We start from the raw sequence: 24,265 nt of genomic DNA, 5'->3' as shown, positions 1-24,265 counted from the left end.
ATACAAGCGTTAATGAGACTGCACTTTAGTTTCTAATTCTTCCACTTTTTTTGTTACTTCATTAAGAGTTTCCTCTTGACGGTTCAGTAACTTCAAACTCGTAGCATGACGTATCAAATAATATCCCATCAAACAGATGAGCAAAAGTCCAGCAACTATAGCCACACCAAGAGCGGCTAGGAACCGTACAGGGGCTCCCTCACCAAAATGAATTAATAGGGTAAATAGCCCCCCAATAAGCGCTAAGCTTGTAAACATGGTAATCAAGCTAGCAACACGATTGACTTTTGTATTGCGTACATCACAACAAGAAACATTCTTAGTCCCCATACCAATTGGGGCGGGTGTATTAACCAACATAAGCCACTCTCCTTAAATGAATTGCATCGTATTAGCAATTTACAGTAATAAGTCTAATTAATACGCAATAAAAAGATAAGAAAATTAAATACGATAATTTAGAAAAAATGACAAATAATTAATCAAAACAACTTCTAAAAGAATTAATTGATTAAAGAAATAAAAATTAATAGTGTATGCAGATATGTGGGAAATGATGCATTTATGTATTTCTAGATATCTGAGAAGGAAAAAAGAGAACAAAGTCCCCTATTGAGCAACTCGACAAACGAGTAGCTATTGAACTATTTTTTTGATCATTAAAACTAGAGATATTTTTCAGATTCTTAAAAAATCTCTATATCCCCTACAACTGACTAGCCGTTTTTGATCTACTGATTTGCTGTATGATTGTGCAATTCGATTGGAAGAGAATACTTACTCATAAAGTAATCTATAGCCACGTATAAAAGCAGCAAACTAGCTACCATAGACACAACTAATAAAACAAGCAGTATAGAACTAGGATTAGTATAAAAAAGGATTAGCAAAGCTATCTGAACACCAAATAACGCCACACCAGATAAGCCAGCAACTATATGAGCAACATGAACAAGCTTAGACTTATTTACGCTAACAGGCGCAGGGTTTATTTGATTCTCAATATTATTGATATTATCTAAATTAATTGTCATAGGCCATTTTGATTGTTAAGGATTAAAAAATTCTTATTAATGATTATAAAAAGCAATTGACCCTATTTATTCAATAGGGTCAACGGAGCTTATATTATTAATTTAAAGGACAGTAAATACACATTCACAGCCTTTTATTTCGTAATAATCGATGTAAATTAATCAACCTCACTACCTAGATCATCATCATTTCCATCTTGATTTTCTACGTTGTCTTCGTTGTTATTCTCAGGCTCATTCTGATCTACGTTGCCTTCATTATTGTTAGCACCATCTTGGTTCTCAACGTTACCAATTACGTGCTCTCCTTCTCCAGCATCTGCAAAGTCGTCATCTTCTGAATCTGACACAACAGCAGCCACACCTAACCCTAAAGGCTGATCAACTGTCGGTGCTGCCGCATCTACCAGAGCTCGTAATCGTGCCATCTCTAGAACATTTTCTGTTAACTGTGCATCAAGTCTTTGATTTTCTGCTGTTAGATTTGCATTCTGAGTTTGCAACTCTCGAACTCTTTGTTCATCTTCTAATCGTGCTTGAACTAAACGCTCTACTTGAGCCTGCAGATCCGTAACTCTCTCATTAGCTCCGTCTCTTTCTTGAATCAATACATTGGATTGCTCTGTTAATTGTCTGACTCTGGCTTCAAGATCCGCTATCTGTTGATTTCTATTGTCTATTTCTAATTCTAATCCTGCAATTTGGCCTTGGAGACGCGCTTGCTCTTGTTCAAGAGCTAAAACTCGTACATTCAAACGATGGTTAGCATCTCGTGTTTCCTGTTGTCCCTCTGTAAGATCTGTAAGCTGAGCTTGGAGATCTTGATTTTGAACTCGAAGATTTGCTATCTCGTGATCTTTCTCAATAATCTGAGCTTGCAGTTCCGTTACCTGAGCCTCTAAAGCCTCTACTTCTCCTTGAGCAGCTGTTAATTCTTGAGCTCTTGCTTCAAGCTGAGCTTGGAGATTCTGATTCTGAACTTGAAGATTTGCTATCTCTTGATCTTTCTCAGTAATCTGAGCTTCCAACTCTTGAATTCTATTACGTAGAGTTGTTACCTCTTCTCCAGTATCACCACGAGATTCAAGTTCTGTAATGCGAGTATTTAGATTAGTTATCTCTTGCTCTTTCTCAGTCACTTGATGCTGTAAAGTCGCAATCTGCTCTGCTAAACGTCCAGACTCTTGTGTTGCCAATTCAGTATTAGCTGCTACAGTTAGTTCAAGATCTCGAACTTTATTCTGTGCTTGAGTTAACTCTTGATTTTTCTCTGTCAATTGTGCTTGAAGTTCGGTAATTCTAGCTTCTAGACGCTGCTCTTCCTCGCTACCAGTACCTCTTGCAACTCGAAGCTCTTCAATTCTAGCTTGTAGTTGTTGCTGCTCTTGAGTTAGCTGGTTAATCCGTTCTGTTAAACCTTGGATTTGTTGCTGATCTTCTGTATTTTTGGATTCAAGCTCAGCGATCTTATTAACTAATTGGTTTCCTTCTGCAAGAAGATCATTATTTTGTTGTGTGAGAGTTGCAATTTGCTGATTTAATTCTTCAATTTCTTGATTTTTCGCTGTCAATTGTGCTTCAAGCTCTTCAATTCTAGCTTGTAGACGTTGTTCTTCTTCACTACCAGAGCCTCTTTCAGCTTGAAGCTCAGTAATTCTAGCTTGCAAGTTCTCTATCTCTTGATTCTTGCTGGTAATTTGTGCTTGGAGCTCTTCAATTCTAGATTGCAAACCAGCTATTTCTTGAACAGACCCTTCTTGCAATGCTTTAAGCTGTGTTTCTAACTCACGATTTCTTTCTGTAAGTATAACAACATCTGCTTGTGAAGCCTCTAATTCTGACTGTAGGTTTTGGATTTTCTGTTCTAACTGAACTACCTTTTCCACGGCTCCAGCAAGCTGTGCTGTCTTATCAAGAAGTTCTTTTTGGATCTTCCCTAGTTCTTCAGATAATCCTGGCTGATTTTCTTCTAATAATTTTAGAGTAGAATCATTTTGTTCCTGCAACAATCGAACTTGAGCTGTCAAAGATGATTTTTCTTGCTGTGCAGACTCTAAATCGCCTGTTACTCTTAACAACTCTCCTGACAAGCATTCACTGCGAGTTTGCTCTTCAATCAATTGAATTGCATTACGTGTGAGCTTAGCTTTTAGCTCTGTAATTTCACTTTGTAGGCGTGTGTTTTCCTCAATGAGTTTCGCATCACCAGGAACCTGTCGGCATCTTGAAACTAGCTGATACATAGCCATAGACAAAAGAATAACGCTAGCAAATAGCGCGACTCCAATAATGGCAGCAAGAGTTGTCGATGTAGGTAAAGCAAAGAAAACCAAAGCCCCTACTAAGGCTCCGATAAGTACCAAGCCTGCTAATAAGGTAATAGCAGCAGCAATTCGTTGATATTTACTTGCTTGTATGCTACAGAATGGTTGTTTTTGTGTTGTAGGTGTAAGTGTCGTTGTAGTAGTAGTAGAAGTAGTGTTCACTGGGTTAGTTGTCATAAACCGCTCACTTTAAATAAAATAAACTTAGAACATTGAAACGGTCGTAATGTTTTAAATGCAAGAACTTTATGCGAAATGACAAGTAAAAGATTTAGGTGAAGAATTAGAAGGAAATAATCTAAAGAGAAAAGCTTAGGAATATTCAAAAGCTTCCCTGATTCTTATAAATTGTGCACCTAAAAATACATGATTCTTTTGCGCACTTTATACAAGAAAAAAATTTTGTATTTTCAAAAAACTTCTTTAGAGATATTGAGAATATATTTTTATTAGAGAGAAATAAGAAATTAAAGATCCCCATTCGATAGTGGGGGATCTTTAATCAAAACGGAAAGCGTTATTTATCTTCAAATTGCTTTAATCTATCTTCGGCAACCCTAAGAGCTAAATCTTTAGATTGCATCTCTATAGAGACCTGTAAAAGAGCATTTTGAGCTTCAGTTAATCTCTTCTGATAATCTTCTAATTGAATACGAGATTCTTCTAATTGATTACGCAGGTCATGAGCAACTTGTTTTGCTTCTTCTTGCTCTGCTAACGATCTTCTCTCAATAGTATTAGGACTTAGAACCTCTTCATGCGCTCTAAGAGCCTCTGTAAGGGCTACGATTTTTGTTTCTAATACAATTATTTGTCCTTGCGATTCTTCCAGCTCTTCTCGCAATGAAAATAGCTTAGCCTCTCTGGTATCAAAAATTTCTTGTTCCAATTCATAAAGAGCCGAAGAATTAATTGGAGCGTTTGGGGGGAAATTAAAATCACGCACCCTGGCTTCCAACTCCGTATCGCCATCACAATATTGCTGTAATCTTAAAGCTCGCATGCTTTCTATCCTATTTCTTCCTGTTGCAGAACTACTAGAACGAAAAAGATTAAATAAGGCACTTTCCAATTCAAAAATCCTTTGATAACTAATTCTTCTCTCAGCATCTTCATTAAGTTCACAAACTTCCTGTTCTAATGAAGAGCCCTTACTTAAGTTTTCCAATCTTTGGATCCTTTGATGTGCCATACGCACACGGTCTTTAGTATCTCTACTCATTTGTATTCTTATTTTTTGTCTCTCTTGCTCTAGTTTAGATATACTACCTAATCTCCCCGAATCTGATCTTAACCTCATCAACCTTTCATTTGTGTATACTTGAACGGTTCTTTCTAATTGTCTATTACGTCTTTCCAAGTTTTTAATAGTTCCGTTACTGTCGCGTATCTCTTGATTCAAAGATCGAATTTGCCCTTGCAAATCAGAAACAGTACGTCCACGTCCACTGCGTAATCTTTCAACTTGCGTCTCTAACTCTTGAATCTTAGATTTACTTTCCTGTAGCTCCGTCTCTGCCGTTTTTCTTTTACTTACCTGATGGGTTATCTGTTCTCTAGCAACTCTTTGAGCACGCGTTTTTTCATTCGCACAGAGAATCATTTGTTCCTCTAGCCGTAAAATTTTCTTGTGTTTCTCTTCATTTTCCTTTCGTAGCTCAGCAATTTTATCTCCCAACTCTGTTTGCAAAGCTCGATAGGCCCTAGTTTGATCTCCATTCTCATCTGAAAATAACAAAGGCTCTCTTTGCAAATCACGGATGGTATCTTCAAGAGTAGAACATGTATTCTTAAGTGCCACTATTTCTCTCTCGTATTCACTATGTTTATCTCTAAAATCCTGAATATGCAACTCCCTCTCACTAGTAGCTTCTGCAAGTTCGTGTTCCAATCCATGGATTCTCAAATTGGCTTCAGATAAACTCTGTCTCAATTGTGAATTTTCTTCTTCATGACGTCGTCTCTCCTCCTGGATTTCCTTTTCAATAGTAGAGATTACTTCTATTTTACGTTTCAGTTCGCCTTTTAATTCACTGATTTTCTCCTCAGCATTCCTACATACCTCATCGAGTTCTTGTATCCTAGACTCCTGATGAGCAGCATTTACAGAAGAGTTGGATACTTTAGATACAGATATTTCCAATTGCACAAGCTTAGCTTCTAAATTCAAACATTTTATACGTAGTTCATCTCTTTCTCCTTCTAATTGCACTCTAAGTTTTTCAAATCTTCTTGCGATTCTACCGTTATTTTCTTCTTCTTCTTCCAAAGATTTTTGTACTAATTGAAGCTCTTCATAAACTTGTAATTTTAGGTCTTGTAGTTTCTGTATTTCCTCATCTTTCATCGCCAACTGTCTTTGTAACTCGGTTGATGTTGAGGATAATTGATCAGCACTAACTGCTACTGCTGTTTCCAATTCGGTCATGTGATTTTGTAGTTGTATACGTTCTTCCTGTAAGGTCTCCAAAGCGCTCTCTAAATCAGATGTACGACTTCTAGATTGGGATTCAGCATCAAAAACCGCCTGCTCTAAATCTCGAATTCTTGATTCAAAAGCACGACGCTCCTCATCTTGTGCTATTATCGAAATACGTTCTTGTTCTTCAAATCCACGAATTCTTATCTCATCCTCATGGTATCTTGCAACTCCAGCTTCTAATTCTAAAATTCTTTCAGACATACGCTGGCGTTCTATTTCCATTTCTTCTATCTGTTGATGCTTTGATCGTAGCTCTCCTTGGATTTCATTAACTATCTGAGCATTCCCTAAATCCATTCCTGAGATACCATCTAAACCTCCTGCTCTATCTTGCGTTAGCCTTTGATCTTGTAAATCAGATACACCAATAGTATGTTTCCTATTCGCGAGATAATAAGAGCTAATTATAAGGAAAAATACTGAAGCTAAAACACACATGGCTAAAACCACACTATGAATTACTCCTAGTTCAACACTGAAAAAAATCAGTGTAGTCACACCAGCAATAAGAACTAATAAGGATAAAAATATAGAAAATGAATTAATTACCAAGCAAACCTTGGATGAATTGGCCTTAATCAAACATTGATTTATTCCTTCTGAAGTTGGCGTTAAACACGCAGGGATACATCTCATAATTATCTCACAAACAATAACGACGATTTAAAAAATAAGATCTTCTAATTTGTTATTTTCAGATCTCTTATTCAGATAAAGAGGATTTTTTGAAATTTCTTCGTAATTAAAATTAAACAGGCGCGAAATAGGATAGGCTTCACAACAAAACATGAAGCCCGTTTAGAACATAGTGATAATGTCTATATACTCGAGGATCGATTACGTGTTCTTGGGGTCAGTTGTAAATTTATAGTTTCTAACAAAGCAATCCGTTCTTCCTGCTGTCGGATACGAACTAAAGCACTGGGGAGAGAATCTATGTTACTGTCTAATTCTAGATCTCTATAGTGTTCTACACCACATTGTAAGGCCGTTATATTTTCTTCTTTTTCCCTTACCAAAGCCTCTAGCTCATGAATCTGATCAAGATCTACATCATGCTGCTGACTTAGAGAATCTCGTAAATCAGAAATTTGTTGTTCTTTCTCTTGTAGTTCTTGATTAAATTGCTCTTGGTTTTGCAATAGATTTTGTCGAATTTCTGTCAATTCATTGGCATGAGATACCATTTGTTTAGAGATCTCATTTTCTAAAAATTGCAGTCGCTCTCGAATGGAGTTTTCTTTAGACTCCATTTCTCGTTGATGATTGTTTTCAAGCTGACTACGTAGAGATGTTTGTCTTATCATCTCCGAATAACATTCTTTGTCTTTCTCTTCTAAAAGATCGGCATGCTCTTTTCTTAATCGCTGAATTACACTTTCTAAATGTACTATACATTCACTTCTTTCCTGTAAAAGCATCTGTTGCTCTTGAGATATAGAATCTCCCCGGAGTTGTTCTAATCTTTCTTGATTTTCTAACTGTAGAGAACGTAAAGCAATCAGTTCTCTTTGTGCGGAGTTTAGTTGTGTTGTTAATTCAGCGACCCTAGCCTGTTCTATTAAAATTCTTCTAGAAATAACTTGCTCAAAAGCAGCCCCCTGACAACAAAAGTATACTCCAATAGCAATAAGTATCAGCCCTGAAATAATTGTAAAGCCTAAGAGAATAGCGCTTAACAAGCCTAAATCTGCACCTAGAAATACACATCCTGCAATGCTAGAAGCAATAATTAAAATTCCCGACACTATCGCAAGAGCGTTGATAGCAGTATGAGAATATGTTCGGTCTACATTTGTAGATACAGCCTGTCTCTCTGATCCAGAAGACAAGTTCGTCTGCATACATTTCATAAAGAAAACCCATAATAAAATAGATAACTTGCCTACGCTCGTTTGTGTAAAATATGGATAATATCAAGCGTTGAGAAAGAATGACCGCACAGAAAGTTAAAAAAATAAAAATTATGAATTTCTCTAATTCATAAATCTATTCTTATTCAATGTGTCTGAGTATTCATCATCGAGAATTCATCCCCCTGTTCAGACCTTTAAAAAAACACCGTTTAAAAATTGGAATAATTGTGTTTTGCTAAACCCTAACACGCTCGTTTATGATAAGTACTAATTTCTCCTTAATTATTTGTTTATATTGTAAGACATAAAACTATCGATCACTAGGATTTATAGGGTTTTCACTCGCATCCATAAATTCATCATCATCAGCTAATACTATGTTGTGAATTGTATCTTCCTCTAGGGTCATATCAATAATATCTAAGCTCGTTGCATTGAGATCTCTATGTATTCTCGCATTTCTTACCGAACCTTCTACAACTTGCATTCTCAGATTATGAATCTCGCGATCTTGTTGAGCAACCCGCTCCCTTAAACTAGAAACTTCTCTCTGCTGACTTCCTCGTTCACTCTCGAAATATTGAGACACCATGGCATCAACTTCCCTTCTAGTATACTGATCAGAGCTACCTAGAAACTCTCTTAAAAGCCCCTCACTATTTGAGCTAGCTATACGACTCTCATAATATTGAGGACCTAAGCGAGTCTCTATATTTTCGAACATCTTATGATAGAGGCCTAGTGTGAGCTTAAGTCTACGATTTTCCTCTTGAAGATCTTGATCTTGACTGAATTCATCATGCATCGATAACGTTTGTCTAATATGCTGTCTTGATTCATCGCTCACTTCTAAAAATGGAGTATTATCAAGGCTCTCTCCACTTTTACCTACTTCTTCTAAACGTATTTGCAAAGCCCGTATAGTCCCTTGATTTGTCTCATGTGTACGCTGCAATTCCTCTATAGAACTTTGCAATTCATTTTCCATTTGAGAAAGCTGTTCAAGGTCTCTATTACGCAAACTTAGTTGGCTTTCTAAAGCACAAATACGCGTTTGAGCATTTCCTTCTCTTTCCCTTAATAAAGTATTTACCTGATCATAAGCAGAAGCCACTTTCTGAAAGTCTAAAAGATGATGCATAGAACTAATCTGCTGAAGAATCCCTTCATAGACATGTACAGATTGAATGTATTCCAAGCATCTTTCTCTTAATGTAGTAAAACACTCTTGACATTCCCGACTTATACTTCGATTACCCTCCAGATTTACAAACTGATCTGAAAATCTCTGATAATCTGCATCAGCACTCTCATATGCCTCTCTAGCAATACGTAAGCTAGTAATTGACTCGTCTCTTTGATTTATAAGATCTTGATAAACAACACGTGCTTGAGCACATTCTGAAAGTATATCTCTCAGATTCTGTTCTATTTTTTCTGTATTTTCAGAGGGTGTTGAAGATATCTGAGATAGTCTTGGATCATCGACATAAGACCGTGCAACATTTTCCGAGATATGTTGGGATCGAGATACTAAAGCACAACAAGTGAAACATCTCAAACTCGCACAGAACAGCAAAACCCCAATCGCTACAGATAAACCAATAATTATGGTGGAGTATAACAAGCCTAACTGTGATCCAAAAAGCACCACCGCAGTTATAGCTCCAGCAACAATCAATAAACTCACTATTATTGATAAAATAGTCGCAACTAAACGAACTCGAGAATCAAGAAAATTACAACAACGATCATCAGAGTTCTCCAATTTCAAATAGAAACAAGGAGAAGCACACTTCATAAGAAAATCAACCCAAATTATAAACGGCTGAAATATAGTATTTTCTACTCTGTTTTATTTCAAGTTCTTATTAAGAAGTGCTCATTTAATTATTATTAAATTTAACCTAAATCATTTAAAATCAAATAAAAAGAAAAACTAAAAATTACCAGAAAAAATATTCGAAGGGACAAATATCCTAATTTGGATCGATACAAAATATGCGCTAGGCAAAAAAAAGACCTTTAGAGACCCTTTTTGATCAATTATCTCTTTTAAAATTAAGAGAATTCTCTATCTCTCTTATGCTTCTTTTATTTTCAGCATTTGTCATTAAGACTATCTTTTGATTAGAATTAGCTCCTTTATAATTTATTTGTAAGAATCTGCCATCTATACCACACACTGCATAGACGTTCTCTCCTGATTCAGGAGAAAGTAGTTAATACGACACCTCAGAAGCTTTATTTACATCAACAACCTGATATCAAAGATTTGTAGGCACGCAAGTCTATTCCTAATATGCGCGTATTGCCTCGCATTTGGTGATGAATTAATTCTTTTAAACTGAGACACACTCTATGACAAACATTCTTTCTAATGGTTTCCCCATTTATTCGATAAATGTCATACCAAAAAAAACGTTAAAACACACTCTACAAGGATATGCAGAAAGTATTCATATTCATGTTCTCTACACGTTTATAAAAACTGACTTATTGAAATACTCACAAACCACTAATACTCTGAAGCCCTGCAAAACTCTTTTTATTTCTATTCTCGCAGCCCTTGTTAGCGCTATTCTCCTATTACTTCTCTATCCTGTAAAACTCGCTATCCTAGCAATCAGCTTATGTTTAAAAGATCCTGAAATAACAACATTATCCCCCTTACAAACCTTCGTACGTAAAATCAAGGACATAACGAGTCAACAACTCTACATCGACTCCAGGAATCTCAGCGTTATTCCGGAATCCTCTCCTTTTCTTCAATCCTTCTTAATTCCAGAAACTCATCCTTGGGAATTATGCAATCTAGAACATGAGATATATATACTGTGCTCTACCCTACCTGAACCATGGAAGAAAATACTTAATTATGCCTACACTAAACATCTTAAAAATCAGGAAACCTCTTCCAAACAGGAAATATCGTATGAGGGGTCGCTATACTATACAGTCTTGCAAAAGCTAACTATAGCTTTGCAAGACCCAACTATTCTCAAAGAGAAAAAACAACAACTCCTAAACTATATTGGATCTTACGCAAACGCTTGTCCCCCCACTTGGATCGAAGTCATATTCAGAGAATTATCTGCGATCTACAACAAACAAGACACGAGCATTAACTATGTACTACTTTGCGTACAGACGTTCAAAGAAAACCTTTTACAATCCATTGCTAATCGAGCTTCTGAAGAGTGGCACCATATATCGAGTTTCAAACATTATCACGGACGCTCTTTAGGTCTGAATATGGATTCGCTAGTACGCATTCAATTCACTGGCTACCTAATTCTAAAAAAACAAGCTCTCTATAATCGTGTTTATAAACGATTTCTTTCTAACTATAGAGCTTCTGTAAGGAACCTTATTGAATATATTCGTTATCAAATTATCGAGTCTTCTCAGGAACTGAAGAATTCTATAGCAGTATATCTATGTGAAACTATGAGAAAACTAAAAGTTCCGGAAAATGAAATTGCTTCGGTCCTATCTTCTTTATTTTATGATGAGCAATTTGAATTAAACACTAAGGGGGTTGCTTTTATCCTCCTCCAGCAAGGGATTCTAACCACGGAGACACAAACAACTGTAGAAAAAATAACGCGAAGGCTTCAGGATTTATGCCTTTTAAATATTGAATAAATCAACTTGTAAAGAAATCTTTATAATCAACAAAAAAACCGTAGATAAAATCACTTAACAGTAACTACATAGAAATAAAAAAGTTGCAAATAATCTTGTGTTCTTTTAAACTTCTCTAGCCTTTTTTTAAAAGGCACGAAAATGACCCTTTTAGGGAGAATTTTTGGCATATTTTTCATTTAGGTAAATTTTTATGTCGCTAGAACACAATAATTTTCGTGCTGCTTTTGCACCGCCACCACCTGCTTCTGCACTGCACGAAACTTCTCTTATAAAAACCGCAAATCAAAAGATTTCTTTTAGATCCATATTCAATGCGTTAAGCACTAAACTGGGATCTTGTCTTTGTTTAAATCCGGAATTGCGTTCCGGTGCGGGATGGGTTTTTATCTTTGTTTTATCCGCCATCATCACAGTTCTCCTCTGTATTCTTCTTCTTCCGATAAAGTTAATCCTGCTAGGATTAAGCTGCTGTCCCTGCGTCTCTAGACCCGCTGTAAGAGGAGAAGAAATTCATGCAACACCTCAATTCCCCCAACAAATACCTCCGCCCAGTAGACGAGGTTCTGATTCCGGTATTTCTGCAGGACTAGATTCAAGCAGATTTGCTCCTGCATCCTTTATACCTATCCGCCCGCAATCCCCAGCACGGCGTACTTCTGTAGATCAAATAAGCATCCCTGACCATCCAGTTATCCAGTCAATTGACACAGTTCCTCAAGACATTACACTGAGACAATATCTACAAGCAAACTATCCTGAAAGAGACTTATCTGATATCACCCTAGAAAATTTAGGGGTTACTTTCCTACACCCTCAGGATCTCCCTCAAGGAACAGATATACTTGATCTTCCTGCCTCAATGTTTTTCCCAGAAGGAGCTCCATCTCCGATTGGATCTCCTCAACCCTCAATCATTCCATCTCAGCCAGCCTCTACTGCTTCTCTACCGGGAGATCAAACAGCTCCTCAACAACAAGACACATCAAGTCAACCAGCATCTCTAGCTGTTGATACATCTGGAGCAGCGGTCTCTGTTGGTCAGGAAGTCGATCAAACCTTGACTGCTCGAGAATTCTTAAATAGGGTTTATCCAAATACGGATCACAGCGTACTTATCCACGGCGCTCGTGTAAATGTACGACTTCAAGGCATTACTGTAGGTGAAAGTGATGAAGACGTCCTCAACCTACCCGCACTTATTGCTTTTCCTGATTTAGTTGCTGGGCAACCCATACGACCTACATCATTAAATCTCTCTGACGAACCAAGGTCTCTTGCTTCTCCGCAAGTAGAACCCGCGCCCCCTCCTCCTACTGCTGAAGAATTAATGTCCCCGAATGATCCTAGATATATATTTCTACAAAATAACTTCCCCGAACTAGCTCCTGAATACTATAACCAACATATCAACCTACTTGCTTCATTAGCTGGAGTAGAGGCAGAGAACTTTGATCTGCTTCAACTACCTCTAGAGGTATTTGTTGCAACACCAGCTCCTGCACCTGACTACGAGCCTATTTCTATAGAAGAAGCTCAAGAAAGATTCGGGGATCTCTCTGCTGAAGAGTACGCGAGAAGAAATAATGAATTTATCCGTAATCTTATAGAAAATTCACCAAGACGTTGGACTTTCTTAAATAGATTAAGAAATAATATCACCGAGACAACACCAAGTCTAACCTTGCGTAGAGAATGGTTCTCAATGTTGGATGTAATATCTAACAAAACTAATCCAGAAATTGCGGATCAGCAAATACAAGATCTTGCCCGCGGATGTCTGTTCAAAATTAACTCTATCTTGAGGAATACTAATGTCTCTCGCGAGAGAAAAGAAGAGCTCTTAAAATATGTTGCTTCTTATCACAATGATTCTCCAGCTACGTGGATAGAGGCAATGCAACAGGAATTAGCACTTCAAAATATCCTTAGTCCCGAGACACTTGCTATAACTGAAGATTCTGCGAGTGCGGGCGCAGCCGCGAGTAGCACATTAGCCAGTCCTATTCTCCCTCCATTTAATCCTCAGGCAACTGCTCAAGAAGTACAAGGATATGCACAATTGTTAAGAAATACATTATCTCGTCCTGTATTCGCGAATATGAATAATATTCACCTTGCTCCTGCCAATGATGAGTATTTAGAATCATTGATGAGAGATGCGCCCAATAACTGGCGACCAATCCGTAATCCATTGGAAAATCGCATCGCACAAATCACATCAGACAGAACTATACGTGATCACTGGGCAGAAATCTTACGACACTTGTCAGATGGAAGATCGGGATCCGTTAGCTCAGGAGAAGCTCAAGCTCTCGCACGAGCGACTATGTTCCAATTGCTTAAACTCTTAAATAATCGAGCTATACCTAATGATAAAAAATTATCAATTATCAATAACGTAGCTTCTTATAGTGACAGATGTCCTCCTACATGGGTGAGAGTTGCAGGTCAAGAATTGCAAGCTGTATTTAACTCTAATGATGCTTCGACAAATACTGTATTTACTTGGGTACAAGTCTTCAAAGAAAACCTTCTCTTAGACATTTTTAGAGGTGAAAGAGAGTGGCATATGATGACGGCATTTAAGCACAATCACGGCGCTGAATTAGGTTTGGATAATGCGGGTATCATTTTAGACCCTTATACAATGATGTTAACAAGTAGACGTTACGCAAATCAGCATCAAAACTTCCTGGATACATTCCTAAACACCTACAGTGATAGTGGTAATGCAATTGTCAATTCTGCTTTAGAACAAGCTCTTGGCGGATCTGAAGATCAGATTCAATCTCTAAGAGAGATTGTCCTTGCTGACTTAGAAACTGCGGGCATTCCTGAAGAACATCGTGCAGATATTATGATGGAAGTCTTCTTCCCTGAAGAAAATGACTATAAACCATCTAGAGAAGCGATTATCTACTTACTCTTAAAAGAAGGAATTGTGTCTACGCAAAATAACAACTAATAAACCTTCAGACACCTGTATCTATTTCCTACCGATGCTAAGGCGACATAATACCTAATTATGTCGCCTTAGTCTTTTGTCTCGAACATAAAATGATTCCATATACACGTTTCGGAAAAAGACGATCTTGTTATGATTGTTCGGTACGTTCTCTATACAGAATTATAATCTATAACGATTCCACTTTTTACTGGAAATTCTCTTTCCCACCAAGAACGACCTTGATTTCAAACTTTATAGTTAAAGTTAATATAAAAAAACTATATTACAATAACTTAATAAAAAGAACTTTAGAATTAGAATCAAACTGTTATAATGATAGAATATTAAAATAATAAACTGATTTAACCCTTAGAGAATACACTAGAAATGAGCGTATCCCTTAACCCAAATAATCCTTATCTACCGTCACCCCCAGATTCCCCAACCTCCTCGTGTTGTAAACGCATTATCACTCTCATAAAACAGATCAACTGCTGTTGTCTTTTCTCCAGACTTTTTCGAGAAATAGGTTCTACTCTAGGATTGCAACATCCAAAATCTTGTCTAGATCGTCTACTTATCGCTCTAGTATGCATTGTTTCTGTCCTTATTTCTCTAGTTGTCTATGTTCTACTCCTTCCCATTAAACTACTCATCCTAGCAATTTCTTGTACCTATCAAAGGAAAACAGACGAGATCTCTCTTCTTCCAGAAACTCAAAAAGTCTTCCAACCATTAACAGAAACCCAACAAGCATTTGTTGATGAGGTAAAAAGGGCGGTGCTCCAAAAAGTATCCGGGGAATTTGAAATTAATATGTCGCCAGATGTCTTACGTCTAGCTCCTCTACCCTCACCATTTCTAAACTCATTAGCAACAACATCCTACTCAAGGAATTTATGTGATTATAGAAAACTCACAAGACTAATTAATAATCTAAATTGTTGGGATTCTGGTTGGGCAACTATTATGAACTATCTCACTTCTTTATTAAAAGAAGACCCGTCTCACCCTGATGCTCAAGCATTTCCTATCATGATGCATCACCTGCTCTTAGCTCTAGAGGATCCTAAAATTTCTCAAGAAAATAAAAGCGCAGCACTTAAAGAAATCTCCTCCTATGCAAATACATGTAAACCTACTTGGGGAGAGACCATTTTCAGGTCTATCAATAATCTCTACAATACACGAAACTCTGGAAGAGACCAGATACTACTATGGTTACAAATGTTTAAAGAACATTTGCTTTCCCAACAACAACTCGTTGCTAATAAAGAAGAGTGGCATGAAATTAATGGCTTGAAACGTTTGTGTGGCGAACAACTTGGCTTAATCACCGATCATTTAAATGAGAATCTCTCTGACCTTACCTTACGCCAGACTTCAACTCTTCCTCAAAAGGTAGCACAATATACAGAGCTTAAAAATAGCTTTATAGAGGTTTACCGAAGATCGCACTCTGATTTGATACAATATATCCATAATGCATTCTCAACATCAGAAGCTGAAATACAAGCACGCGTTTATAATTTCTTACTCGAAGAAGTTGCTAATATCCTAAATCTTCCTGAAACAGGAGCACATATCGATTTAGTAGTAGATTGTTTCTACGATGATAATTACGAACTCAAGCCCGAAGGAATTATCTATCTCCTTTATATCATGGATATTATAGTCCCTAAAACCAACAATTAGAAAATTCTAAAACTAATAAAAAAGGCGTTGTGTATTTACGCAACGCCTTTTGATCTTTGAATCTGCTCTATTTCCTAGAAAATTAAACGCATACCACCATTCAAATCATAAGATATCGTATGTTCTCTCCACTCGTAGGTAAATCCTAAGAACGTAGAGAAGTAAGAATTCCACTCGGTATCATTACTAAATTGCGCCTTCATAGATTTCCTAGAAAGATCAGACCCTATCCCATCCCAAGAATAAGAAGCTGCGGGTAAATTGATAAGAACCGCAGGAGCCTGACGATAGACATCCAAAGCATAAGAAAAACTTAAGCTATTCACTTCGGAACGCTGTCCTCGAGAGTAGTTATGCTCCAAAGTGATACCAAAAGGAATTGCTACATTCTGTAAATGTCCTTCAGCAAATGTTCGTGCTTCACTACCTATCTCTGTAAATGCAGGGAAGTCAATATAAACATATTCAGCTTCTACAAAAGGTACAACTGCAGAAACAATCGATGAAATGAATCTACGTGAATTCACGATATGACGATAATCCACATGAGCATCTGCTAAAATTCCTCTACTATTCCAAGATCCTTTAGATCTACCTATGTTTGGCGTGGGATATGTTGTATTCAAGTCATTATGAATATCACTGTAGATAAACATTCCTTTGAATAACCAAGAACCCGCGAAGATACCTACATATCCAGAACCTAAATAACCACCTTGATCACTGCGTGACGAATATGATTGGCTATCTGTATAACCAAAGAGCTGAGCAAAGCTTCCTCCTATCAAGAAATCTTCTATCAACTGTGTGTCCAAACCTAAAGCATAGCCACCTGCACGGTGAGTAAAGCCATCTATTTTAGCAATTGTTGCACAATTGGAGAATGTTCCCATTCCAGATCCCCAAATATTTGTTGAGAAATCTAATTCTATTCTTTGCGCAGTAATATTATGAGCCAATTGTTGTTGTTTCAGAGCCCGTAAATCTCCATATTGTCCCCATAAAGTATTCAATACAATAGACCCATCCTTCTCAGGATTTAATTTATAGCTGGTTGGCTTCCAGTTAATCATTAATTTACCGTTAATCACCTGAGGATCCGACCATTTGCCCATATGTCCATAAGTATCTTCAGTAATTGTGGGGACAGAAACTTTAACATGCAGCTCTTCCAAAGAATGATCTAAATCAGGAATATCTGAAACTGCGGAAGCACTTTTAAATGAAAGTAACGTGATATCTGCTTCTTTATTTAATAAAGCATGATTTTCGTAACCCATGCCCGCAGAATCTATAAGATTCAAATCCAAAGATCCCGAACCAATTGTCGTTCCCTTGGGAACAATAATTTGTGGAGGTTGAGGAGTTATTTCATCGTCACTAGCAATAAAAGAAGCTAAATCTACACCAATAACACTAATATCTGCCAAAGTCTTCTCATCAGGATTTCTACCAGAATCATAAGCACTATAATAAGATCTTGCAGAAGGACTTTCAGGTTTTTCTGTAGGCTTAGCATTAGGATCGAAAATGCGTAATACAGTTCCTGCTGAGAGCAAGATCTCACTACCTCTTTCTTGCTTCAAACCACATAACCACAACTGAGCCTTATCAGATAAGATAAGAGTTCCTGACTCCAATAGAGCTACTTGAGGAATTTTAGATGTTGCATAGGCAAAGCGGATATTTCCAGAATGAGAAACTTCTGAATCATCTTTAGCTTTAGAGTTAAGTATTAGAGTCGGAGTATTTAAAATATCCTCATGATACACGGAGCTCTTTCTTAGTGTTAGATCTTCGAAAACAATAGCGTCTGAGAAATTAACAGTATTTTCTCCAGCAGCAGATACTTCAACTAATTTTGATTCTTTCCCAGCAAAGTAAAGTCCATTAGAAATGTCTTCAGAATTTCTATTTCCTTGGAAAACAATATCCCCTCCTAAAGCCTCTAAAATTACTGTTCCCTTTTCACTAATACGCACAGCACCACCTGTAGGAGCATAATTATTGTAAAAAGCTACAGAACCGGTATTTTTATTGATGACTAAATCTTGAGTATAGATAGCGCCACCACCGAACAAGTTATGCTCAGGATGTTTTGAAGCTGTTGTACTATTTCCTGAAAAGATCACATCTCCAATATTTTCTGTAATGATGACCTTAGTATTATCACTCACTACCTTAGAAGCAAAAGGCTCTTGATATTCGGGGGCTAGAGAACCTGTTAAAATCGCACCACCAAAACATCCCGAGGAATTCCCTGAGAAAAGCACCTTATTTTCATTTTCACGAATTATTACAGAAGTTTTAGCAAAAACAGCACCACCACCACTATGATGTCCTACGGTATTAACTTGTCCTTCTTCAAGATTATCTACATAGGGATCCCCAAAAACTAGATTATCTTTAAATTCTACCTTGCCAAGGTTTCTAGAAATCAAAATATCACCCTCAGCACTAGCAATGGCTCCACCAGCAGTTACAGTTCTATTGCCAATGAATGATACCGAAGATTCATTATTTTTAATGCTTAAGGCATCTCCTAAAGCACAAACAGCACCTCCAAGGAATTTTGAATAGTTACGGATAAATTGAACTCTTCCGTTATCTGAGATAGTTACTACTTTGGATAAGATAGCACCACCACTACTATTCTCACCAGAGACATGGTTATTAGTGAATGCAAGTTCCATGTTATTTTGCAAACTAACTCTATCTATTCCAAATAGAGCACCGCCACCCAAAGGTTGTTCTTTTTGTGCTTTACTATCCCTAATTTCCATGAAATTATCTGAGAAGGATAAAGCAGCAGCGTTGTCTTCAATCTCTATATGCTTAGCAAAAATAGCTCCACCACCACGAATTCCTAAATCTACAGGTGGAGATTTTAATGGTGTACTTGAAGCACTTTCTTCTTCAGAACTCGCAGGAACTGTAGGAAGAGGAAGAATTTTCCCTTTATTGTAAGAGAAGGCAATTGCTCCAGAGTTATCTGTAATCTTAACACCCTCATTAGCAAAAATAGCTCCACCACCAATACATGTGCTATCGGATTCACATTGACCTGCGGTATTCTTAGAAAATGTAATATCCCCAATGTTTCCTGAGATTAAAATATTCGATCCATACAGAGCTCCTCCGCCAAGATGACTGTGTGTCTCTTGAGATTCCAATAAATTCTCATTGGACTCAAAATTTATAGCCCCAGAATTATCTATAATCTTAATATCCCCTGATCCATATAGAGCCTCGTCAGAATTTGTATAAGGTTGCTCAGCAAGTAAGCAATGAATAGCACCCCCACCAAACTTAGAAGTATTCCCTTCAAAAGTAATATTTCCAAAATTCTGGCCGATCTCTACTTGATTTTGAGAACTAATCGCTCCACCTACAACTTCAGCAGAGTTTTCCTTGAACCAAGAATTTCCAACATTCTCCACTATCCTTACATTTCTAGATAAAAGAGCTCCTCCAGAAGACTTAGAAGTATTTTTGAAACAATGGATTCCTCCATTATTCAAGAAACTAATTCTCTCCCCAGAAGCTAAAGCACCTCCACCTAAAAATGTGGAACCTTGAGGAGAAGTTAAAGCGTGATTATCTAGGAACTCTATGGATCCCACATTTCCAACAAAATCAATTGACTGGAGAGAAGATATTGCACCTCCAGATAAGGCATGATTCCCTATGTAGTGCACATCTCCACGATTTACAGAACAAACAAAATTACCACAAGCTATGGCTCCACCGTTTGCTTTATCTGCATGGTTGCCGTCTACCAAAAGACTCCCAGAATTATCTAAGAAAATAATTTCTCCGCTGGGAAATCTAGATTTATGAGATTCACCATGTACCTTATGAGCATTAAAAGCTCCTCCACCTTGTGAAAAATCCGCAATCTCTCCAGAATATATGAGATCCAAATCTGTCTTGCAGCTAACTATAGTAACATCATGACAACCATTCACAGCAATACTACGGCCTGAAACAGCACCTCCACCAGCTAGAGATTCACAACCATCAAAAAGGAGTCTTTCTTTAAGATGTTCAAAAACAACATCTTCATCAGAATACACTGCAGCTCCCGCACCTATGGATCTTAAATTAGAAAAAGACAGCCCTGATTTAGGTCCAGTTCCCACAAGAGCAATACCTAAAAATCCGGGAGTAGTTTGATCTGCAGGATGACCCGATAGGTTTCTATAGCAAAAGGCTAAGCCTTGCTTAGGATCATCTATACTATATTTTCGATTCGCCTGGGATCCTTCACTTCCAACAGTAGAAACATTTTCAGAGCTTGTAGATAACTCTGTGTCTACATTCTTCCATGATAAAGGCTCTAATGTCTCGAACAAAGTACTTACATCTACTAAATGCTGTCTCTGACCCGCTTCCGCGCCTAAAATCTTAGTAACACACGAGGAAGCATCATGTATAACTGAAGTATCTATATGTACTTCTGCTTCTTTATTTTCCTTTTTAGGCTCCTGTGTATCTGAAGATTTCTCTTTTTTAAAAATACCTGCTGAAGTCGTTTCTAATTGTGTCTTTAAAGGAGGATTATTGAGAAATGCCTCTGAAACTGGTTCATAACCATATAATCGGTGATTATTAGAGATCATCCCAGTGGAAACTAATATTGCTAAAACTACGGAATGGGAAAATGTAGATTTTGGAAATCTTGATACCTTTTTTGCGACCATCGTAAACCTAATTCAGAGATGTTTCAGTATTCGTTTTCAAAAGGTTTATCACTATCAATACGATCCCGTCAATAGAGAAAGATGGTAAATAGATAAACTTAAAGACTAAGATAGACTGGATAAAATCTGCTCACAAACACGTGCCCGGGCTAAATCTATAGATCCAGAAATTCCATTAAATAAAGATCTTCCACAAGCTTTTCCATGACACTTTATTACAAGTTTGGAAAGCCCACACACCATTGAGCCAGGATAAATCGTATAATCTAACTGTCGTTTCACGTCAGACTCTAATTTATCTCCTAGAATATGGCGTAGGAAATCAAAAACACCCTCTGCCGTTTTTAAGAAGATGTTTCCTGTAAATCCGTCAGAAACAACAACATCCACACTACCGCTAAAGACGTCCCCACTTTCAATGTTACCCAAAAAGGCGTCCTGAAAGGTTTCTCTAAGAATACGAAATGTTTGCCGATGAGCTTCAGTTCCTTTTCGTTCTTCAGAACCAATATTCAACAAACCTATAGTAGGACGTTCTGTCTTTCCAAGACACTGCCTATAGGCCAAACCCATGCGAGCAAAACCTAGCATCTCATCTGGATTCACAGAAACATTAGCACCAACATCCAATATAACTGCACAACCACGCATAGTAGGCACGCGAACAAGTAAAGCTGGACGACGGACCGTGGGAAACACAGGAATTTTAGCTCGAGATAAGGTGATCAATGCGGCGGTATTCCCCGTAGAAATAAACGCATCTATCTTATCTTCTTTAAGATAATCTAAACCTAGAGCCATGGATGAAGATTTTTTACGAATAGCGGATAACGGAGAATCATCCATAGTGATAAAGCTTTCCGAAGCAATTATCTCAGGATATTCTTTGTGTGTATAGTTATTGAGTATCTGCTCCTTCACCTCATCAGAAGCAAAAGCAGTAAAAGAAATGTGCGAATTCGAAGCTCGAGAATGGAGTACATCGATTAGCACTTCCCAAATAATGAGAGGAGAGTGATCTCCTCCCATCAGATCTATGCCAATTTGCACGTTCATAACACAAATATATTGTTATTTCTTTTCTACAGTCATAACGGCTTTCCCGTTATAAAAACCACAAGAAGTACAAATCGTATGAGGAATAAAAGCTTGCTTGCAGTTGTTGCAGACAGCCGCATGACGAGCTTTTTTCGCATGATGACTTCTTCGGATATTTTTTCGCGCATTGCTATGTCGATTGCGTGGTACTGCCATATCTCTCACCTTTTATAAATTGTCGAAAGGGGTTTCCCCTTTGATTCTTTTTCTATCTTCTAAAAATTGTACGATATTTACTCTTTCAGGACAGCCATCTTTCTTGCATTCTTGAAAATGATCGCTCTCTAAGAGAAGTTCTTGTCTAATTAAATCTTTACAATCAAATACACCTGATTTGGCATCTTCGTGACAAATCAAATGTGAAATTGCTATTGAATCCACAGAGTATAAAAAATTTTTATCACAAACACAACAATGCAATCCTAATTGTGTCGATACACTTAAGGATAAAATCCACTGCTCATTGTCTATCTTTTCTAAACTCCCCGAAACTTCGATAGGGGTAGAGAAGATCTCCTCTTCACCTGCCTCACGAATGTTCTCTGGATTTAAAGAATATCTTATTACTTCTTTTTCCCCAGGAAACTTTAGTCGGCAAATGTATAATTTTAAATCATCAATGTTTCCCATAAGAAAATCTCAAAGCTCTATTTAAATCTGCTGTGAGTTTGAAGACAAGAGTTTACCAAACAAGATAATTATAGAAAACAAAGACATACTTTAAATCTATTGAGACAATAAATAAAACTATCATTTTTAATTTAAAAGAATCAATAAACCATTTCTGTAGAATTTTTTACCTATTTTTTTTATAATTTCTCCCGCAGTCAGTAGACAAATATCTAGGAAGTTTAGGACCGCTTCTACAAACAAACCTATTCCCGAATCATATCCGAGCAATGGCAGGAAAGACGGATTAGGCATCAAGGAAGACCATGGAAAACGACATCTTATTAAATATAGAGTCTAAAGAAATTCGCTACGCTCATCTAAAAAACGGTCAGCTTTTTGATCTCATCATTGAAAGAAAAAAAATTCGTCAACTCAAAGGCAACATCTATCGAGGTCGCGTAACTAATATCTTAAGAAACATTCAATCTGCTTTCATTAATATTGATGAAAGAGAAAATGGCTTCATTCATATTTCAGACGTATTAGAAAATTCTAAAAAGTTTGAACAAATGTTCGATATGGATTTCGATGTTCTCCCCAAAGAAAACAGTGAAAAGCCTGAAGCTCCAATAGAAGAGTTATTAAAATTAGATAGCCCCGTATTAGTTCAAGTCGTTAAAGAACCTATAGGAACCAAAGGCGCACGTTTAACTTCAAATATTTCTATTCCCGGACGTTATTTAGTTCTATTACCAAATTCTCCTCATCGTGGCGTGTCTAGGAAAATCGAAGATCCCCACATGAGGGATCAGCTAAAACAACTTATTCGTTCTTTTGAAATGCCCCAAGATATGGGTCTGATTTGTCGAACAGCCAGTGTACTTGCTTCTACTGATGCATTAATAAATGAAGCTCACGACCTACTTGCGACTTGGAAAAGTATCTTAGAAAAATTTCACTCCACAGATCAACCTTGTCTACTTTATGAAGAGACCGATATCTTAAAAAAGGCTGTAATCACCTGCATAGATAAGAATTATAAACGCCTACTAATTGATGATTATTCCACCTATCAAAAATGTAAGCGTATGCTCAAAAAATATTCTCCCGACTCCGCTGTAAAGATTGAATACTATCGCGATTCAATTCCTATGTTTGAGCGATTCAATATCGAAAAAGAAATTGATAAAGCAACAAAGCGAAAGATTTGGCTCTCCAGTGGCGGTTATCTATTTTTTGATAAAACAGAAGCAATGCATACTATTGATGTGAATTCTGGAAGAAGTACACAATTAGAAAGCGGTGTTGAAGAGACATTAGTTCAAATCAATCTAGAAGCTGCTGAAGAGATCGCTAGACAACTTCGTCTACGCAATGTAGGTGGTTTGGTTATTATCGATTTCATAGATATGAAATCGCGTAAAAATCAGCGTCGTGTTTTAGAGCGTCTAAAAGAACATATGAAATATGATGCTGCACGTTGCACTATTTTAAGTATGAGCGAATTCGGTCTCGTAGAAATGACACGTCAAAGAAATCGCGAATCTCTAATGCAAACACTATTTACAACGTGTCCTTACTGTAGTGGTAATGCAATTATCAAAACTCCAGAAAGTGTAGTTATTGAAATTGAAAGAGATCTCAAAAAAGTGATCAACCATAAAGAACACACTCACCTATGTTTAGTTGTTCACCCAGAAATCGCTGGTTATATGAAACAGGAAAAAGACGATGATGAACTCATTCGCCTGGCTAAACAATTGAAAGCTAAATTACAAATTAACACTTCAGACTCGCTTCATCTCAATCATTACCAATTCTTCTCATTAGTTACAGGAGAGAGTATTGAGTTATAGGCATGGT

The 24,265-nt window shown here is 37.2% G+C and carries 14 protein-coding genes; 4 read left to right on the top strand and 10 right to left on the bottom strand.

The genetic code is table 11. The features are described from left to right. Positions 1-9: 9 nt before the first annotated feature. From O1W70_RS04055 to O1W70_RS04030, 6 genes are all read right to left on the bottom strand, one after another. On the bottom strand, positions 10-360 hold the full coding sequence (locus O1W70_RS04055; RefSeq protein ID WP_332381136.1) for a hypothetical protein: 351 nt from the start codon (positions 358-360) through the stop codon (positions 10-12). 371 nt (positions 361-731) lie between these two features. Next, complete coding sequence (locus O1W70_RS04050) at positions 732-1,034, bottom strand: hypothetical protein (protein WP_332381134.1); 303 nt, start codon at positions 1,032-1,034, stop codon at positions 732-734. Positions 1,035-1,192: 158 nt separating this feature from the next. Beyond that, positions 1,193-3,535, bottom strand: coding sequence for a hypothetical protein (locus tag O1W70_RS04045; protein WP_375797195.1), 2,343 nt, complete (start codon positions 3,533-3,535; stop codon positions 1,193-1,195). A 340-nt stretch (positions 3,536-3,875) separates the two neighbouring features. Further along, on the bottom strand, positions 3,876-6,476 hold the full coding sequence (locus tag O1W70_RS04040; RefSeq protein WP_375797194.1) for an IncA family protein: 2,601 nt from the start codon (positions 6,474-6,476) through the stop codon (positions 3,876-3,878). Positions 6,477-6,658: 182 nt separating this feature from the next. Then, positions 6,659-7,693 (bottom strand): IncA family protein, encoded by a 1,035-nt coding sequence (locus tag O1W70_RS04035; RefSeq protein WP_332381131.1) that lies wholly within the window; start codon positions 7,691-7,693, stop codon positions 6,659-6,661. Positions 7,694-8,006: 313 nt separating this feature from the next. Then, positions 8,007-9,497, bottom strand: a complete 1,491-nt coding sequence (locus O1W70_RS04030) for an IncA family protein (protein ID WP_375797193.1) — start codon at positions 9,495-9,497, stop codon at positions 8,007-8,009. A 560-nt stretch (positions 9,498-10,057) separates the two neighbouring features. On the opposite strand from O1W70_RS04030, the gene O1W70_RS04025 reads away from it, so the two are divergent. The 3 genes from O1W70_RS04025 (at position 10,058) to O1W70_RS04015 (ending at position 15,989) form a co-directional block, all read left to right on the top strand. Next, positions 10,058-11,344, top strand: coding sequence for a DUF1548 domain-containing protein (locus tag O1W70_RS04025; protein ID WP_332381127.1), 1,287 nt, complete (start codon positions 10,058-10,060; stop codon positions 11,342-11,344). 193 nt (positions 11,345-11,537) lie between these two features. Next, complete coding sequence (locus O1W70_RS04020) at positions 11,538-14,312, top strand: DUF1539 domain-containing protein (RefSeq protein WP_332381126.1); 2,775 nt, start codon at positions 11,538-11,540, stop codon at positions 14,310-14,312. 369 nt (positions 14,313-14,681) lie between these two features. Beyond that, positions 14,682-15,989 (top strand): DUF1548 domain-containing protein, encoded by a 1,308-nt coding sequence (locus O1W70_RS04015; protein ID WP_332381124.1) that lies wholly within the window; start codon positions 14,682-14,684, stop codon positions 15,987-15,989. A 74-nt stretch (positions 15,990-16,063) separates the two neighbouring features. Here O1W70_RS04015 and O1W70_RS04010 read toward each other — a convergent pair whose 3' ends face one another. The 4 genes from O1W70_RS04010 to O1W70_RS03995 form a co-directional block, all read right to left on the bottom strand. Beyond that, a complete protein-coding gene (locus O1W70_RS04010; RefSeq protein ID WP_332381121.1) occupies positions 16,064-20,692 on the bottom strand; it encodes an autotransporter domain-containing protein in 4,629 nt (1,542 codons plus the stop codon). A 105-nt stretch (positions 20,693-20,797) separates the two neighbouring features. Beyond that, on the bottom strand, positions 20,798-21,748 hold the full coding sequence (gene plsX / locus O1W70_RS04005) for a phosphate acyltransferase PlsX (protein ID WP_332381119.1): 951 nt from the start codon (positions 21,746-21,748) through the stop codon (positions 20,798-20,800). 15 nt (positions 21,749-21,763) lie between these two features. Next, positions 21,764-21,946 carry a 50S ribosomal protein L32 gene (gene rpmF / locus O1W70_RS04000; protein WP_011006763.1) on the bottom strand — a complete coding sequence of 61 codons (183 nt, stop codon included), beginning with the start codon at positions 21,944-21,946 and terminating at the stop codon, positions 21,764-21,766. 12 nt (positions 21,947-21,958) lie between these two features. After that, positions 21,959-22,420, bottom strand: a complete 462-nt coding sequence (locus O1W70_RS03995) for a hypothetical protein (RefSeq protein ID WP_332381117.1) — start codon at positions 22,418-22,420, stop codon at positions 21,959-21,961. Between the two features lie 305 nt (positions 22,421-22,725). Between O1W70_RS03995 and O1W70_RS03990 the strand changes: the two genes are divergently transcribed. After that, positions 22,726-24,258, top strand: coding sequence for an Rne/Rng family ribonuclease (locus tag O1W70_RS03990; RefSeq protein WP_332381115.1), 1,533 nt, complete (start codon positions 22,726-22,728; stop codon positions 24,256-24,258). The last annotated feature ends 7 nt before the right edge of the window (positions 24,259-24,265 follow it).

The organism is Chlamydia sp. 16-02 (assembly GCF_042235055.1).
Classification (GTDB): Bacteria; Chlamydiota; Chlamydiia; order Chlamydiales; family Chlamydiaceae; genus Chlamydia.
This window is presented reverse-complemented; position numbering and strand designations above follow the sequence as displayed.

Bases quoted from the DNA above. Each gene is read 5' to 3' on its own strand.
- O1W70_RS04055 (WP_332381136.1), bottom strand. From the start codon at position 360: ATGTTGGTTAATACACCCGCCCCAATTGGTATGGGGACTAAGAATGTT.
- O1W70_RS04020 (WP_332381126.1), top strand. From the start codon at position 11,538: ATGTCGCTAGAACACAATAATTTTCGTGCTGCTTTTGCACCGCCACCA.
- O1W70_RS04015 (WP_332381124.1), top strand. From the start codon at position 14,682: ATGAGCGTATCCCTTAACCCAAATAATCCTTATCTACCGTCACCCCCA.
- O1W70_RS04045 (WP_375797195.1), bottom strand. From the start codon at position 3,535: ATGACAACTAACCCAGTGAACACTACTTCTACTACTACTACAACGACA.
- O1W70_RS04035 (WP_332381131.1), bottom strand. From the start codon at position 7,693: ATGAAATGTATGCAGACGAACTTGTCTTCTGGATCAGAGAGACAGGCT.
- O1W70_RS04010 (WP_332381121.1), bottom strand. From the start codon at position 20,692: ATGGTCGCAAAAAAGGTATCAAGATTTCCAAAATCTACATTTTCCCAT.
- O1W70_RS03995 (WP_332381117.1), bottom strand. From the start codon at position 22,420: ATGGGAAACATTGATGATTTAAAATTATACATTTGCCGACTAAAGTTT.
- O1W70_RS03990 (WP_332381115.1), top strand. From the start codon at position 22,726: ATGGAAAACGACATCTTATTAAATATAGAGTCTAAAGAAATTCGCTAC.
- O1W70_RS04025 (WP_332381127.1), top strand. From the start codon at position 10,058: ATGACAAACATTCTTTCTAATGGTTTCCCCATTTATTCGATAAATGTC.
- O1W70_RS04040 (WP_375797194.1), bottom strand. From the start codon at position 6,476: ATGAGATGTATCCCTGCGTGTTTAACGCCAACTTCAGAAGGAATAAAT.
- plsX (WP_332381119.1), bottom strand. From the start codon at position 21,748: ATGAACGTGCAAATTGGCATAGATCTGATGGGAGGAGATCACTCTCCT.
- O1W70_RS04050 (WP_332381134.1), bottom strand. From the start codon at position 1,034: ATGACAATTAATTTAGATAATATCAATAATATTGAGAATCAAATAAAC.
- O1W70_RS04030 (WP_375797193.1), bottom strand. From the start codon at position 9,497: ATGAAGTGTGCTTCTCCTTGTTTCTATTTGAAATTGGAGAACTCTGAT.
- rpmF (WP_011006763.1), bottom strand. From the start codon at position 21,946: ATGGCAGTACCACGCAATCGACATAGCAATGCGCGAAAAAATATCCGA.